This is a genomic window from Cytobacillus horneckiae (genome assembly GCF_002835735.1).
GTDB lineage: Bacteria > Bacillota > Bacilli > Bacillales > Cytobacillaceae > Cytobacillus > Cytobacillus horneckiae.
Genome location: NZ_PISD01000006.1, coordinates 38,960 through 54,539, shown reverse-complemented (window position 1 = coordinate 54,539; position 15,580 = coordinate 38,960). Strand labels below are relative to the sequence as shown.

The 15,580-nt window shown below is 39.3% G+C and carries 12 protein-coding genes; 3 read left to right on the top strand and 9 right to left on the bottom strand.

Annotated elements, in window-relative coordinates; all coding sequences use genetic code 11:
- Positions 1-299 precede the first annotated feature (299 nt).
- From pyk to dnaE, 7 genes are all read right to left on the bottom strand, one after another.
- Complete coding sequence (pyk, locus tag CWS20_RS02030; RefSeq protein WP_066191407.1) at positions 300-2,060, bottom strand: pyruvate kinase; 1,761 nt, start codon at positions 2,058-2,060, stop codon at positions 300-302.
- A gap of 149 nt (positions 2,061-2,209) precedes the next feature.
- Positions 2,210-3,169 (bottom strand): 6-phosphofructokinase, encoded by a 960-nt coding sequence (pfkA, locus tag CWS20_RS02025; RefSeq protein WP_066191404.1) that lies wholly within the window; start codon positions 3,167-3,169, stop codon positions 2,210-2,212.
- Between the two features lie 617 nt (positions 3,170-3,786).
- Positions 3,787-4,764, bottom strand: coding sequence for an acetyl-CoA carboxylase carboxyl transferase subunit alpha (accA, locus tag CWS20_RS02020; protein ID WP_066191401.1), 978 nt, complete (start codon positions 4,762-4,764; stop codon positions 3,787-3,789).
- A complete protein-coding gene (gene accD / locus CWS20_RS02015) occupies positions 4,758-5,630 on the bottom strand; it encodes an acetyl-CoA carboxylase, carboxyltransferase subunit beta (RefSeq protein ID WP_066191398.1) in 873 nt (290 codons plus the stop codon). Before accD ends, accA begins: the two co-directional genes overlap by 7 nt.
- A 583-nt stretch (positions 5,631-6,213) precedes the next feature.
- Positions 6,214-6,837: a FadR/GntR family transcriptional regulator gene (locus CWS20_RS02010; RefSeq protein WP_083957181.1), complete on the bottom strand. Its 624-nt coding sequence runs from the start codon at positions 6,835-6,837 to the stop codon at positions 6,214-6,216.
- Positions 6,838-6,846: 9 nt separating this feature from the next.
- Positions 6,847-8,085, bottom strand: coding sequence for an NADP-dependent malic enzyme (gene ystJ, locus CWS20_RS02005; protein WP_066191395.1), 1,239 nt, complete (start codon positions 8,083-8,085; stop codon positions 6,847-6,849).
- Between the two features lie 228 nt (positions 8,086-8,313).
- Positions 8,314-11,679, bottom strand: a complete 3,366-nt coding sequence (dnaE, locus tag CWS20_RS02000) for a DNA polymerase III subunit alpha (RefSeq protein WP_066191392.1) — start codon at positions 11,677-11,679, stop codon at positions 8,314-8,316.
- Positions 11,680-11,882: 203 nt separating this feature from the next.
- On the opposite strand from dnaE, the gene ytrH reads away from it, so the two are divergent.
- Both ytrH and ytrI read left to right on the top strand, forming a co-directional pair.
- Entirely contained in the window at positions 11,883-12,221 is a 339-nt protein-coding gene (gene ytrH / locus CWS20_RS01995; RefSeq protein ID WP_066191390.1) for a sporulation membrane protein YtrH, read from the top strand.
- A complete protein-coding gene (gene ytrI / locus CWS20_RS01990) occupies positions 12,218-12,724 on the top strand; it encodes a sporulation membrane protein YtrI (RefSeq protein ID WP_066191387.1) in 507 nt (168 codons plus the stop codon). The genes ytrH and ytrI overlap by 4 nt, the downstream gene beginning before the upstream one ends.
- Before the next feature lie 68 nt (positions 12,725-12,792).
- Here ytrI and CWS20_RS01985 read toward each other — a convergent pair whose 3' ends face one another.
- Positions 12,793-13,728: a DHH family phosphoesterase gene (locus CWS20_RS01985; protein ID WP_066191382.1), complete on the bottom strand. Its 936-nt coding sequence runs from the start codon at positions 13,726-13,728 to the stop codon at positions 12,793-12,795.
- A gap of 109 nt (positions 13,729-13,837) precedes the next feature.
- Here CWS20_RS01985 and CWS20_RS01980 point away from each other — a divergent pair, with 109 nt between their 5' ends.
- Entirely contained in the window at positions 13,838-14,149 is a 312-nt protein-coding gene (locus tag CWS20_RS01980; protein WP_066191379.1) for a YtpI family protein, read from the top strand.
- 100 nt (positions 14,150-14,249) lie between these two features.
- Here CWS20_RS01980 and CWS20_RS01975 read toward each other — a convergent pair whose 3' ends face one another.
- Positions 14,250-15,566, bottom strand: a complete 1,317-nt coding sequence (locus CWS20_RS01975) for a CBS domain-containing protein (RefSeq protein WP_066191377.1) — start codon at positions 15,564-15,566, stop codon at positions 14,250-14,252.
- Between the last annotated feature and the right edge of the window lie 14 nt (positions 15,567-15,580).

The following is a 15,580-nucleotide window of genomic DNA, read 5'->3' as shown; positions in this document are numbered from 1 at the left end:
AAAAATAATGTTATACTAATATAGAAGCTTTTTCAATTCTATTATGTAAAAAAGTTGCAAAAAAATAAAAAGAAGGGAAATCCCTTCTCAATCTGGCGAATAACCTATTTCAAAAATAAAAAATGCAGGGTTTGTGATTTCTTGAGGGTTACCGCTTGCTTTTTAGCGGCGCGCCTTTAGTATCTCGACTGTCTCGCTACACTCCCGCAGGAGGAGAGCGGGCACTCTCCGAAATCCAACACAATTTTATTAATAACGCAACGCGTTCTCAACACCCTAAGGAAGGGGTGTCTCTACTTTTAAAGTACACTTGCATGTCCATTATAAATAATGCCGCGTTGAGAATCGACAGTAATATCCTGGCCATCTTTAATTATTTTTGTTGCATTATCGAGTCCTACAATGACAGGCAGACCTAAATTTAGGCCGACAACGGCTGCATGACTTGTTAACCCGCCTTCTTCGGTAATTAATGCGCTGCATTTTTCAATAGCTGGCACCATTTCGCGATCAGATCCTATTGTAACGAGAATTGAACCGTCTGTTACTTTTTCCAATGCTTCAGCCGCATTTCTGGCAATAACAGCTTTGCCAAAAGCAGATTTTCGGCCAATTCCTTGCGCTTTTGCAAGAATATCTCCAACGACGTGGATTTTCATTAAATTTGTCGTTCCTGCTTCACCAACTGGGACACCGGCAGTAATGACAACTAAATCACCCGAGGAAACGATCCCGCTATTTAAGCTTTCTTCAACAGCAATATCAAGCATGTCATCTGTTGTTCGCGCCTTTTGCCCAATTTGAGAATATACACCCCAAACTAACGACAGCCTTCTAGATACATAATCGTTAGAAGTTACAGCTACAATCGGATTTACCGGTCTGTATTTGGAAATCATCCTTGCCGTATGTCCGCTCTCAGTAGGTGTAATGATTGCACTTACTCCAAGATTCAATGCCGTATGCGCAACAGACTGCCCTATCGCATCTGTCACATTATGTTTGTTCTTCTCGCTTCTATTAGATAATATCTCTCGGTGGTTTAAAGCCGTTTCTGCTCTTGAAGCTATATTATGCATCGTTTGCACCGCTTCAACCGGATAGGACCCGGCAGCTGTTTCACCTGAAAGCATAATCGCATCTGTTCCATCGAAAATGGCGTTCGCTACATCGCTTGCCTCTGCTCTTGTCGGCCTTGGGTTACGCTGCATCGAATCCAGCATTTGCGTTGCTGTAATAACTGGCTTCCCGAGCTCATTACATTTCTTAATCAATTGCTTTTGAACGAGTGGAACTTCTTCAGCCGGTATTTCCACGCCTAAATCACCGCGAGCTACCATGAGCCCATCAGAAACCTCGAGAATCTCTTCAATATTATCTACACCTTCTTGATTCTCGATCTTTGGAATAATATTGATATATTGTGCCTTATTTTCCTCCAGCAGCTGCCTGATTTCCAATACATCTGATGGTCTTCTGACAAAGGAAGCCGCAATAAAATCAACTTCCTGCTGAATGCCGAATAAAATATCATTCGCATCTTTCTCAGTAATGCCCGGCAGGTTGACAGATACACCCGGCACATTCACGCCTTTTTTATTTTTTAATGTCCCGCTGTTTAATATTTTTGTGAGGATTTCTCCCTTTTCTTTATCAATCGATTTAACTTCTAACGCGATTAATCCGTCATCTAATAAGATACTGGATCCAACATGAACATCATCAATAAGTCCTGTATATGTAACAGAGAATGCGGCTTCTGTGCCTTCCAATTCTTGCATACTGATTACAATCTCATTGCCGGCTTTCAGCTCTACTGCCCCGTCCTTCATATTGTTCGTACGAATTTCAGGACCTTTCGTATCTAATAAAATAGCAATCGTTTTTCCAGTCTGTTTTGCTGCTTCTCTAATATTTTTAATGCGCTCACCATGTTCCTCATAATTCCCGTGAGAAAAATTCAGGCGTGCTACATTCATTCCCGCATTAATTAGTTGAATAAGTGTTTCAACGCTTTCGCTTGCTGGACCAATCGTACAAACTATTTTTGTTTTACGCATTTTATAAACCTCCTTATTGTTTTAAAAAAACTTGGCCATTCGCCAAGCCCTCGGAGCGCATTTGCCTCCTTAATGCGGCTTATATTAATGATAACTCTTTTCAGAACAAATTTCCTTGGTTTATATACCAATCGATACAATTGGCATGATTAAATAGATAACTCCTGTGATAGATGGTACATGCTAAAATCGATGCTTTTCTCCTTAGAAAAAATCTCTTCAAAAGAATAGTCAACGACTTGGTTATTTTGAATACCGACTGCACGACCGCCTTTTTTATCAATCAGTAATTCTACTGCCCTTGATCCTAAGCGGCTTGCAAGCACTCTATCAAATGCAGTAGGGCTTCCTCCTCTTTGGATATGGCCAAGCACTGATACTCTCGTTTCAAAATTTGTGGCCTTTTCCACTTCGCGTGCAAATTCAGCCCCGCTGGATACACCTTCAGCGACAATTATAATACTGTGGCGCTTACCTCTTTCTAACCCCTTTTTCAAACGAGTTCCGATTTCATTTATATTATAGCCAACCTCTGGAATGAGAATTGTCTCTGCTCCCCCTGCAAGTCCAGCCCACAAGGCAATGTCGCCAGCGTCTCTGCCCATCACTTCAATAATAAAAGTGCGCTCATGAGAACTAGCTGTATCCCTAATTTTATCAATCGCATCTATTACAGTATTTAAAGCTGTATCAAACCCTATTGTATACTGTGTACCTGCGATATCATTGTCAATCGTTCCAGGTACACCTACACATGCATAGCCTTGTTCAGTCAAGGCTTCAGCCCCTCTATATGAGCCGTCTCCGCCAATAACAACCAATCCTTCAATTCCATGCTTGTTTAGCTGTTCTATTCCTTGCTGTTGACCTGCTGGCGTTTTAAACTCCTCACACCTTGCGGAATAGAGCATTGTGCCTCCGCGGTGGATAATATCTCCGACCGAACCTAATTCAAGCTTTTTTATATTACCATGAATCATGCCGGTATAACCGCCAAATATTCCATAAACTTCAATGTTATGATAAATTGCCTTCCTTACTACTGCACGAACAGCAGCATTCATTCCTGGTGAATCTCCGCCGCTTGTTAAAACACCAATTTTTTTCAATTACATCACCTCTATGAAAAATAAATGAAAATGCATTATAGCTTCATTATTTAATCGGGGATTAATAAAGAAAGTATGATATCACATTTATAATGGATCGTTGTTTTGGTTGGGGAGCTCTATACTTTAAAATAGCACGGAAGTCCTGATTAACTCAACTATCTAGATGTAAATATTGTTCAAAGCATATGTAAAGGAGGCTGATTTAAGGTATAGGCATTTAATTTGAAGTCCGCTCACCCACTCTTTCAGTAAATGCTGAATATTTCCCTGATAGCCTTACAAACTTAGAAGGGCTTCGCCAGAGATAAATAACAAGTCGCCTGAAGTTTGGTAAATGATAGGATGCTGTGCTCCTGCCATTTTTGCTTTTCTTATGAGAAAAAACGTGCAGAAAGCACGTTCAGACTGTAGAGAAACTCATTTCAATTATAAAAATGAAAGGTTTGGATTCACGGAGGCCTACCACTCGCTTTTAGCAGGACGTGCGTCGAGCCGCTTTGGCGCTATGCGCCTTTATAGTGTCTTGACTGTCGCGCTACTCTCCCGCAGGAGTCGAGTGGACACCTCTCCAAATCCAACTAAAATTTCTTATTTTCACTTTCGAAAGCACGTTTTTATTTTACCCCAATATATTCTCTTAAAAACGAAAATTTACCAATTGACTTATATTTTTCATAGCGATGATCAACCAATTGTTCTTCGCTGTATTGAGAAAGCTCTCTTAACGACTCATAAAGAATGGCTTCGATTTCAGCTGCTTGCTTATCAACGTCTTTATGAGCGCCACCTTTGATTTCTGGAATGATTTCTTCTATTATACCTAGTTCCTTTAAATCTGGTGCTGTTATTCTCATAGATTCTGCAGCTTTCTTAGCTTGTCCTGCATCCTTCCAAAGAATGGAGGCTGCTCCTTCAGGAGAGATGACGGAATAAGTTGAGTTTTCAAGCATATGAATATGGTTGCCAATCCCTAATGCTAAGGCACCTCCGCTACCGCCCTCTCCAATTACGATGCAGACAACAGGCACTTTTAGGCTGGCCATTTCAAATAAATTTTTGGCAATCGCTTCACTTTGCCCTCTTTCTTCTGCTGCCTTGCCGGGATAGGCTCCTTTTGTATCAATAAAGCAGATAATTGGTCGGCGAAATTTTTCGGCTTGCTTCATTAGGCGAAGCGCCTTCCGATATCCTTCCGGATGAGGCATCCCAAAATTTCTTCGTATATTTTCTTTCGTGTCCTTTCCACGTTGATGACCGATAATTGTAACTGGATGTCCTTGAAATTTTGCAATCCCGCCTACAATTGCTTCGTCATCACCAAAGGTGCGATCTCCGTGGCATTCGAAAAACCCTTCAAAAAGACGCTCAATATAATCCAGCGTAGTGGGGCGATTAGGGTGGCGGGCAATTTGAACTCGATCCCACGGCTGAATATTATCATAAATATCTTTTTCGAGTTTTTCTAATCTTGCTTCCAGTTTCTCAATTTCTGATGTAAGATCTACATCTGCTGTTTTAGTGAACTCTCGCAGCTCTGTAATTCTTTTTCTTAATTCAATTATCGGACGTTCAAATTCTAGTTCCCCTACCATTTGAGCTCACCTCCTGGTTGATGTATGGAAAGAATATTGGCAATCTGTTCTTTTAATTCAATTCTATTTATTACTGCATCTAATTGACCATGCTTTAAAAGAAATTCGGCTGTTTGAAAATCCTCAGGCAATTCTTCTCTAATCGTTTGCTCAATGATTCTACGTCCAGCAAATCCGATTAAGGCACCTGGCTCGGCAAAATTAAAGTCTCCAAGTGATGCAAAGCTTGCTGAAACTCCACCAGTTGTCGGGTGAGTCATAATTGAAATGATTAATCCGCCATTATCGCTAAATCTTTTTAGTGCTACACTTGTTTTTGCCATCTGCATTAAGCTTAATACACCCTCCTGCATTCTGGCTCCTCCGGATGCAGTAAAGATGATGAAAGGTACATTCAGTTCATCAGCTTTCTCAATGGCACGCGTGATTTTTTCTCCCACTACAGATCCCATACTGCCCATACGGAAAGTAGAGTCCATCACTGCCATCACGATTTTATTCCCCTCTACATGTCCGATTCCAGTGACGACCGCTTCATTAATATTCGTTTTCTTCCTGTCTTTCTCTACTTTCTCTAGATAATCAGGAAAATTCAATGGGTTTTCGGATATCATCTCTGCATTTAATTCTTCAAATGTTCCCTCATCTAAGAAGCTGTCAAAACGCTCTTTTGCATTCATTGGATGATGATAGCCGCAATTTATGCATACTTTTACGTTTTTCATAATTTCTTTTGTATACATTATTTTTTTACATTCCGGACATTTTGTCATGATACCTTCTGGAACATCTTGTTTTGCTGCTTCCGATGGAATCGTTGCATATTTTTTCTTTTTAGATTTTGTAAAGATCTCTTTAATAAGCAAGGTGAAACCTCCCTGTTATTAGAAAAACTTGGCGTTCGCCAAGTTTTTCGGCGAATGCCTCAGTTTTTCTAATGCGATATTTTAACTTGAATCCAACAATGCTAAAGTGTATTTTACTTTAGCAAGATAATTAAGTTAACTTCCTTACTAGCTTAGAAAAGCACTAGCGACATGCTCATCCGTTTGGATATCAGTTAGCCTCACAAAAGAAAGATGCAGTTTACCTTTCAGGGGGGATAGCTTAAACCATGGAGGAGGGCAGACGCTTGAGCTAGATATTTTTCTCACTTGAAAAATGTACACCTTTCATCATTAACAGTAAAAAAAAGAATATGATTGCAACTTTTTTCTATCCCTCTAACAATCATTACCAAATACCTAAGTGGCCAGACCACTTAGGTTTAGAAGAACTTGACGTTCACCGCTGGCGAATGCCTAGTTTTTCTTTTACAATGTTCTACTAGTCATTTAGGAGCACTCGCTTTTGAACACTAAATTTTCCATTCAGCTAAAACAATCTCCAATGACTGCTTGTCCTTTCACTATACAGTAAAAAGGATGAAAAAAGTGCAAAAAATTGTCGTTAAATACTCGACAAATTTCTTATTTTACAATATTGATCTTTTATTAATTGCTCATTATAGCTCAGCAAGGAATCAACTAATTTTATATAATCAGCTTTCGCCACTGGTTCTTGATCAAATTTAAGAGAATTATAATAATCCTTTAAAATCGTCCACATTCTCATAAATAGATGATTATCTGCTAGAAGAATGATGTGATAAAAAAATTCATCATCAGTGTAAACTGTTGATTCAGCCCAGTTTCTAAAAGATTGAAGCTCTTCTTCACTGACCTTTTTTGCGGCTAGCCATAAACAGTCCCATTCAATAAGATATTTCGTTTCTTTAATATCAGTTCTTGCCCGGTCATCTTGAAGGATGAAGGTACTGAGAAGCTGTACGAGATTATGGCCCCGAAAATCTCTAATAAATGTCCCTTCTCCTCTTCTCGTTTCAATCAGCCCTAAAAGCTCGAGTGCTCTAAAAGCCTCACGAACGGAAGAACGCCCAACACTTAGGCGTTCAGACAATTCCCGTTCAGAAGGAAGTTTATCACCAGCTTGATAACCTTCTACTTGTATCATATTACGTAATTGTTTAACAATTTCAATATAAACCTTTGTAGAGCTTTCCGGTGCACTCACTATTATTGATCACTCACTTTTTCCTATGACCGCTAATTGTTCCGTTTTTCTCTTAATTTCTTCAGGATCAACCTTCAGCCTCGCCACACCTGTTTCCATTGCAGCCTTTGCTACAGCAGCTGCAACAGCTGGTGCCACACGTGAGTCAAATGGAGCAGGAATCACATAATCCGCATTCAGTTCATCCTTTGAAATTAAGCTAGCAATCGCTTCTACAGCAGCCACTTTCATTTGTTCATTAATATGTGTTGCCCTAACATCTAAGGCGCCTCTGAATATTCCAGGGAAGGCTAATACGTTATTCACCTGGTTAGGGAAATCAGAACGACCTGTCCCCACAACCAATGCTCCTGCCGCTTTTGCTTCACTTGGCATGATTTCAGGCGTTGGATTTGCCATTGCAAAAATAATAGGATTCTCTTTCATTGATTCTACCATTTCTGCTGTTAAAGCACCGGCAACTGAGACGCCAATAAATACGTCAGCACCTTTAATTACATCAGCAAGGCTGCCTTTTTCACCATTTCTGTTTGTAAATCTAGCAACTTCACTTTTAATATCATTCATGCCATTTGGACGGCCTTCATAAATCGCGCCCTTCGTATCGCACATGATAATATCCCTTACACCATATCTATATAGCAGTTTGATAATAGCAATTCCAGCAGCTCCGGCACCATTTGCCACCACTTTAATTTCATTCATTTTCTTGCCTGCCAGCTTTAATGCATTCACAAGACCCGCAACCGTCACAATTGCTGTGCCGTGCTGATCATCATGAAATACAGGAATATTTGCTTCTTTTTTTAGTCGCTCTTCAATATAGAAACAATTCGGTGCAGCAATATCCTCTAGGTTGACACCGCCAAATGTCGGCTCTAATAATTTTACTGTTTCTACAATCTTATCAATTTTATTTGTATTTAAACAGATTGGAAAGGCATCTACGCCAGCAAAGCTCTTGAATAATACAGCTTTTCCTTCCATAACAGGCAGCGCAGCTTCAGGTCCAATATTACCCAGCCCTAAAACCGCTGTTCCATCAGAAACAACTGCTACCATATTTCCCTTCATTGTGTATTCGTATACTGTTTCAGGCTTATCATAAATTTCTTTACATGGTTCAGCTACACCTGGTGAATAAGCTAAGCTTAAGTCCTTTGCGTTGCGTACCTGTACCTTTGATTTTGATTCTAATTTACCTTTATGAACTCTATGCATATTTAATGCTTCATCTCTAAGAGTCATTAATAACCACCCCTTATAGCCCCATTTATGAATTTAATTATTTATTTTTTCTTTTAAAAATAAAGTCATTCCGTTATGTAGGAATGAATAGGTTGCAATTTTAAGAATGATGATTTGATAATAACATATGATTAATTATGAATAATATATATGTGCTTATCCAAATTCAACACAGTGGTCAGACCAGTTTCTGTTTACAATATAACATAAATGATATAGTTGTAAAGACTAACCTCTCAAAATTACATTATCCTTGCCAAATGTATTCTTTAGTCGTTCGATGATTATTTTTGACGGATGAATGTAATCATTCTCTCCTAATCTGATTGTTTTCTTAGTGCTTTCATAATAAAGCACCACAGGCGTGTCCCCTTTATTTTGCGAAATTAACTCTTTTAGAGAATAAAGATTTTCCTTCGTTTCCTTTTCCTCCATTAACTTCAAATAAAGAGTCGGCGGCCGATTGTTGATTTTTTCAATTATCCTATCAATTTCATCAGCACTGCGCACAATGAATTGGATTTTTCCATTTCTTTCTTCGGTATTGCCGTGAAGGAAAAGAACCCTTCCTTGAGATAATAGATGACTGCTGCGATTAAATACTTTCGGAAAAACAACAGCTTCCATATCGCCTGTTTGATCGCTGATTGAAAGAAATGCCATCGCCTCTCCTTTTTTCGTTCTTATTTTCTTTACTTCCGTAAGATACACGACACTCGATATTTGCGTATTTTCTCTCTTGCCTGTTAAACTCCTTAATGTCACTGCTCCAAGTGCTGGAAATGCAGCTTCATATATTGATACCGGATGAGCAGATAAATATAATCCTAACGCTTCTTTTTCAAAGAACAGCTTGTCTTCTGTCCGAATCGGATCTACTTCTGTATATTTAGGCTTTGGGAAGAAATCATCATCAGTAAACATATCAAATTGATCATCTCCCGGATGAACAAGATCCGCATGTTCAATTGCAACATCAAGACTCGCCAGCAATGTTGCCCGGTCTTCACCAAATTCATCGAAGCAGCCTGAATGAACGAGCATCTCTAATAATTTGCGATTGATAATTTTAGGCGATACTTGAACACAAAAATCAAATAAATCTGTAAAATACTTATTTCTACGCGCACGGAAGATTTCCTTCAACGCATTAGCGCCTACCCCTTTTACAGCAGCAATACTATATCTAATTGCATCTTTCTCCACAGTAAATGGAAATACACTTTTATTTATGGAAGGTGCCAATACGGTAATATCCATTTGCTTAGATTCATTAACATATTGTGCAATTCTGCTCTCATTTCCGATAACAGAGGTTAATAATGCAGCCATAAAATGCAGTGGGTAATGTGTTTTTAAGTAAGCGAGCTGGTATGAAATTAAACTGTACGCAACCGCATGGCTCCGGTTAAAGCCATAGTTGGCAAATTTGACAATATAATCATAAATGTCATTTGCTGTTTGTCCCGTATACCCCTTCCCCTTTGCTCCTTGGACAAAGTGTGCACGCTCTCTATCTAGTATTTCCTTCTGTTTTTTACTTACTGCTCTTCTTAATAAATCAGCTTCACCTAAAGTAAAGCCTGCCATCTTTGCCGCGATTTGCATAATCTGCTCTTGGTAGACGATGACTCCATGCGTCGATTTCAATATTGGCTCCAGATCAGGGTGCGGAAATTCAAGTTCTTGTTTCCCATGCTTTCTATCAATGTACAGCGGAATATTTTCCATTGGACCTGGTCGATATAAGGCATTAACCGCCACGATATCTTCAAAGTTTGTCGGCTGAAGCCTTTTTAGAACGCTTCGCATCCCGCTTGATTCCAGCTGGAAAATACCTGTTGTTTCACCGCTGCTAAGCACCTTAAACACTTTAGCATCATTTAAAGGTATACGTTTTATATCCAGTTCTTTCCCGGTGCTTTTTTTAATAGAAAGAAGGATATTTTCGATTAAGGAAAGGTTTCTCAATCCTAAGAAATCCATTTTCAGCAGGCCGACATCCTCCAAATGCTCCATTGTATATTGTGTTAAATAAACATCCTCGTGACCTTCTAGAACAGGAATGACCTGTACGAGAGGCTGCTCGCTTATGACAACCCCTGCAGCGTGAGTAGAAGAGTGTCTCGGCAAGCCTTCTAATTTAAGAGCCGTTTCACATAGCTTTCGATTAATCTCCGATTGATTCATAAACTCTCTTAGCGGCGTTGATTCCTTCATTGCATCGTTTAGCGTTACGCCGAGCCTATTAGGTATCGTTTTTGAAAGCTGATCAAGTTCCTTGGGATTTAAGCCAAAAGCACGTCCGACATCTCGCAGCACCGCCTTAGCAGCCATTGTTCCAAAGGTAATAATTTGGGCTACATGCTGCTTGCCATACTTTTTGGCAACATATTGAATGACTTCATCTCTTCTATGGTCCGGAAAATCAATATCTATATCAGGCATAGAGATCCTATCAGGGTTTAAAAACCGTTCGAATAAAAGACCATATCCGATTGGATCCACATCTGTAATAAAAAGGACATATGCAACAATAGATCCCGCTGCTGACCCCCTTCCAGGTCCTGTCAAAATCCGGTTTTCTCTGCAGTATTTCATAAAATCAGCTACGATTAGAAAATAATCACTGAAATTCATTTTTTGTATGACAGATAGCTCATACTCCAACCGGCTTCTTTCCTTGTCAGTAACATTTTCATATCTTTCTTCTAAGCCTTTCCTACAAAGCACTTCCAGCAGTTCATCTGCAGATTGGTCCGCATCAATTGGATACTTAGGTAAATTCTTTATTCCAAACTCTATCGTTACATTACAGTCATTTGCAATTTGTATCGTATGAAGAAGCGCATCAGGATCATCTGCAAAAAGATTCGCCATTTCACTGGCGGTTTTCATATAATACTCCGCACCTTCTAATCGCTCTCTGCCCTCTTCCTCAAGCTTTTCGCCATTTCGTATCGCTAACAGACATTCCTGGGCAAAAGCATCCTGTTTCTCAATATAATAGACTGCATTAGTAGCAGCCATTGGAATTCCGGTGTCTCCAGATAATTTTTTCAGCTTCTGATAAATATTTTTTTCATCTGCCGTTCCGTGATTTTGCAAAGAAAAATAAAAATGATTCTGTTCAAAGATATTTTTATAGCACAATGCTGTCTTTTTCGCCTGTTCGAAATCATCATTTACTAAATGACGTTCGATTTCACCTTCTATACCTGGGCTTAAGCAATATAGCCCTCTTGAATAAGCCTTTAGCCATTTAATAGGCAAGCCGTCTTCAGCGATTGTCTGAATACTGCTTGAGATTTTTAATAAGTTTTGAAAGCCTTGATGATTTTTTGCTAATAGGACGATTGGATAAGCTGTTTGATCATGATCACTAAGGACATCCGCAGTTAGGCCAAGAATCGGCTTGATTCCCTGCTTTCTACATTCTTTATAGAAGTGAGCCGCACCGTACATTACATTCCGATCCGTCATCGCAATACTTTTGAAGCCCTTCTGCTTAGCTGAAGCAACGAGCTGATCAGCCTTGGCAGTGCTTGTTAATAAGCTGTACGCACTATAAACCTGCAAGTGAATAAATGACAATTTTGTTCACACCCTAACTATTCTTCTATTTTCATTATAGAACGTTTGTTTTCAAAAATAAAACAGATGATTTATTTGCAGTCAATCATTTAAGAAATTCGTGCGGTTTAAACATAAATAAAAAGGATTGTCCATATGATTGAGTAAGGATCTTTTTCTTCACAGAGCAGTATATAAAATCTGTTGTAAGGATGGTTTTCATTATGAACGAACAGCCCTTCTTTTCTTCATTAATTGAAAGTTATTTTATTGCGTTAGGCGTATTAATCGGCGGGTCAATTATTGGCGGCATTGCAGCATTCATTACTGGAAAGCCGCCGCTTACTGAAATATTTAACCTGTCTAATTCGATAAGAATCTGGGCCATTATTGCTGCAATTGGCGGTACATTCGATGCAGTGTACAGCTTTGAGCGCGGCGTGCTGCACGGCCAAACAAAAGATATTGTAAAGCAATGCCTCTTAATCCTTGCTGCTTTTGGCGGGGCACAATCAGGAGCGCAGCTGATTATTTGGCTTACACAGGAGCATATTTCCCGATGAGAGTGGCTCCTTATTATCGCAGGCCTTCATGGCAACGTTTTTTTGCCGGTATGGCCATAGGCGCTGTCATCAGCTGGTGTATTTTTGTCTACATCTTTGGTGAATGGCAGGAAAGGTACAGTTTGGAAATCCGAACGCAAAAAGCTACGATAACAGAATTAACGAAGGAGAAGGAAATCTGGCAGGAGGAATTTAAAAAGCTTAATCAAGAAAATGAAGAGCTGCTGACAGTACAGGAGATTATCGTAAAAATAGATGACGCCGCAGTTGATAAATATAAGCTGGATCTATACAGCCTTTACGAAACAGAAGATAAGATTAAAGAAGATATAAATATGCTGATGGGAAAGGATATTGATACAGTAGCCAAAAGCACTGAGCTCACTAAGCGTATTATAAGCAATAAAACACACACGCTTAACGGGAAGCGATACCGTGTTAAAATAACGGAGATGATTATTTTCACTACTATCACAATTAAAGTAGAGCTGATGCTGGATTAACTTCAATCCTTCTACATTTTAAAAAGGAGCTTTGGTCGCTAATCTTCATGCCAAAGCTCTTTATTTACTTACTCTTTACAAAGCTGTTCTAAATCAGCAATAACACCTTTAGCTTCTTCCCAGCTATATATGGAAGCACCTGCTGCCAGCGGATGGCCGCCACCGTGATATTTTCTAGCTAGCTCGTTAATGACAATCCCTTTTGAACGAAAGCGCACCCTAATTTGATCCTCTTCTTCTATAAAGAAGACCCAGGCTTTAATACCTGAAACATTCCCAAGTTCACTTACTAACAGCGATGCTTCTGCCGGCTTGGCATCGTATTTTGCAAGTAGCTCTTTCGTTAATAGCATAACCGCTGCTCCATATTGCCGCATCTCAAAATTTTGCAGGACATACCCATGCAGCTTAACAATATTCGGCTTCATTTCATACATTTTATCGAACAATTCTGTGCGGGAAAAATTATATTTTATTAATTCACCTGCATAGGCAAATGTTTTATTTGTCGTGCTCGGGTAAATAAACCTACCTGTATCTCCTACAATTCCGGCAAATATTAATCGTGCCGCTTCATTTGACATCTTTAGCCCATTCTCTTTGCCAAATAAATAAAACTCATAAATCATTTCACTAACGGAGCTTGCTGTTGTATCAACCCACATAATGTCTCCATATGGATCAGCATTCGGGTGATGATCAATCTTAATGATTTTTTCACCAAGACGATAACGGTTATCGCATATGCGCTCTATATTTGCAGTATCGCAAATAATGACTAAGGCTCCTTTATAAGTCTCATCAGATATATAATCGAGACGCCGCATATAATGAAGCGTCTCCTCTTCCTTACCTACAGTATAAATATGTTTATTTGGAAAAGAGGTCTTCAAGATTTCTGCCAATCCACCTTGTGAACCGTATGCATCAGGGTCAGGACGAACATGCCTGTGAATAATAATCGTTTCATATTTTTGAATTTCCGCGAGAATTTGTGCTTTCATATGTATCTCCCTTCGTACGATAGAATTCAATTAATATTCGCTCTACTGTGGAATTTTCGATCCGTACCAGTTAAAATAAAAAGAGCATATCGATATTGGAGGTACAGCTATGCCAGTATTAGTCATATTTATTGTCTTATCGTTTGCGTTTTACGTGTTCTATAAAGTGAAATATGTCAGATCTAAACGCCCTGCAGAAAAACAATGGATTTCTGCAAAATCAAGAATTGCCCTTGGCATATTTGTTGCTTTTTTCGGCATCAATCAGCTTTTCTTATATTCAACAACAACAACCTATATTGTTGCAGCAGTATTTATCGTTATCGGCGGATTAAGTATTTGGACAGGTATTAAAGCTTATAAATATTTCCTTCCCCTTGCGGCTGAGGAAGCTCAGTGGCTAAAAGCCAATCAGCAATAGAACATTTTTGAAAACCGTCTCTTCAAAAGAGACGGTTGTTTTGTTAAAAGCTTAGCAGTATTCAGTCAATATTGGCGTTGCACTTCTATCGTATTATTATTTATCTTTCAATTAGCTGGCACATCATCATGGCTTTTCCAACCAGCACCCCTTCATTATACACTTCAACATCCACTTTACCGAACTTTCGGCCGACTTCAAGCACTCTAGGGAAAATATCAAGCATGCTTTCTATTTGCACAGGCTTTAGAAAATAAATCGTCATATTTTCAACCACTAAATCTCCTTTTTTATATGTTCTTAATACACGATTTGCAGCTTCAGCAACGATGGTTGTGAAGACCCCATACGAAATCGTCCCAATATGATTGGTCATTTGCGGTGTAACCTCACAGCGATAAACAGGATCCCCTTTCGCTTTCCCTGTTGTTAATACAAGCTGATTTGTGACGATATCATCAATCGTTTCACCAACTTGAGGCTGACGTTGAATCACCTGCAGCGCTTTTAAAACATCCTGGCGGCTAATAATTCCATCAAGCTTATTTGTATCATCGACGACAGGCAATAGCTCAATTCCTTCCCATACCATCATATGCGAAGATGATGCAACACTCGTTTTTCCGCCAACTGTCATAGGATTTTTCGTCATCACCTTTTCGATAGGCGTTTCAGGGTCATGTCCCATAATGTCTTTAGAGGTAACCATGCCTTGAACCTTCATATTATGATCTACAACCGGAAAACGGCTATGAGTTGTTTCACGGTTATACCTTAACCAATCTGAAATCTTATCCGTTGTCTGCAATCGGGTCGTCTCTTCGAAGGGTGTCAATATATCTTCAACCAGCACAATTTCCTTTTTTATCAGCTGATCGTAAATCGCGCGGTTTATCATCGTCGCTACTGTAAATGTATCATAACTTGTTGATATAATTGGAAGCTCCAACTCATCAGCAATCCGCTTTACATCATCTTCAGTGTCAAATCCGCCTGTAATAAGTACCGCTGCGCCCGCCTTTAATGCAAGCTCATGTGCGTTTGTCCGATTCCCGACAATCAAGAGATTGCCTGCACCTGTATATCTCATCATTGCCTCAAGCTTCATTGCACCAATAACAAACTTATTCAATGTTTTATGAAGTCCCGTACGGCCTCCTAAAACCTGTCCATCAACAATGTTGACCACTTCTGCAAATGTCAGCTTCTCAATGTTTTCTTTCTTTTTTCTTTCTATTCGAATCGTGCCTACCCGTTCAATCGTACTTACGTATCCTTTATTTTCAGCATCCTTTATTGCTCGATAAGCAGTTCCTTCGCTTACCGATAATGCCTTGGCAATTTGTCTGACTGAAATCTTTTCACCGACAGGCAGTTCATCAATATAATGTAATATTTGTTCATGTTTTGTAGCCAAGACCATCACCCTCT

Excerpts from the sequence above, each read along its gene's own strand:
- pyk (WP_066191407.1), bottom strand. The coding sequence starts at position 2,060 with ATGCGTAAAACAAAAATAGTTTGTACGATTGGTCCAGCAAGCGAAAGC.
- accA (WP_066191401.1), bottom strand. The coding sequence starts at position 4,764 with ATGGTAGGGGAACTAGAATTTGAACGTCCGATAATTGAATTAAGAAAA.
- ystJ (WP_066191395.1), bottom strand. The coding sequence starts at position 8,085 with ATGACTCTTAGAGATGAAGCATTAAATATGCATAGAGTTCATAAAGGT.
- ytrH (WP_066191390.1), top strand. The coding sequence starts at position 11,883 with ATGAACGAACAGCCCTTCTTTTCTTCATTAATTGAAAGTTATTTTATT.
- ytrI (WP_066191387.1), top strand. The coding sequence starts at position 12,218 with ATGAGAGTGGCTCCTTATTATCGCAGGCCTTCATGGCAACGTTTTTTT.
- CWS20_RS01985 (WP_066191382.1), bottom strand. The coding sequence starts at position 13,728 with ATGAAAGCACAAATTCTCGCGGAAATTCAAAAATATGAAACGATTATT.
- CWS20_RS01980 (WP_066191379.1), top strand. The coding sequence starts at position 13,838 with ATGCCAGTATTAGTCATATTTATTGTCTTATCGTTTGCGTTTTACGTG.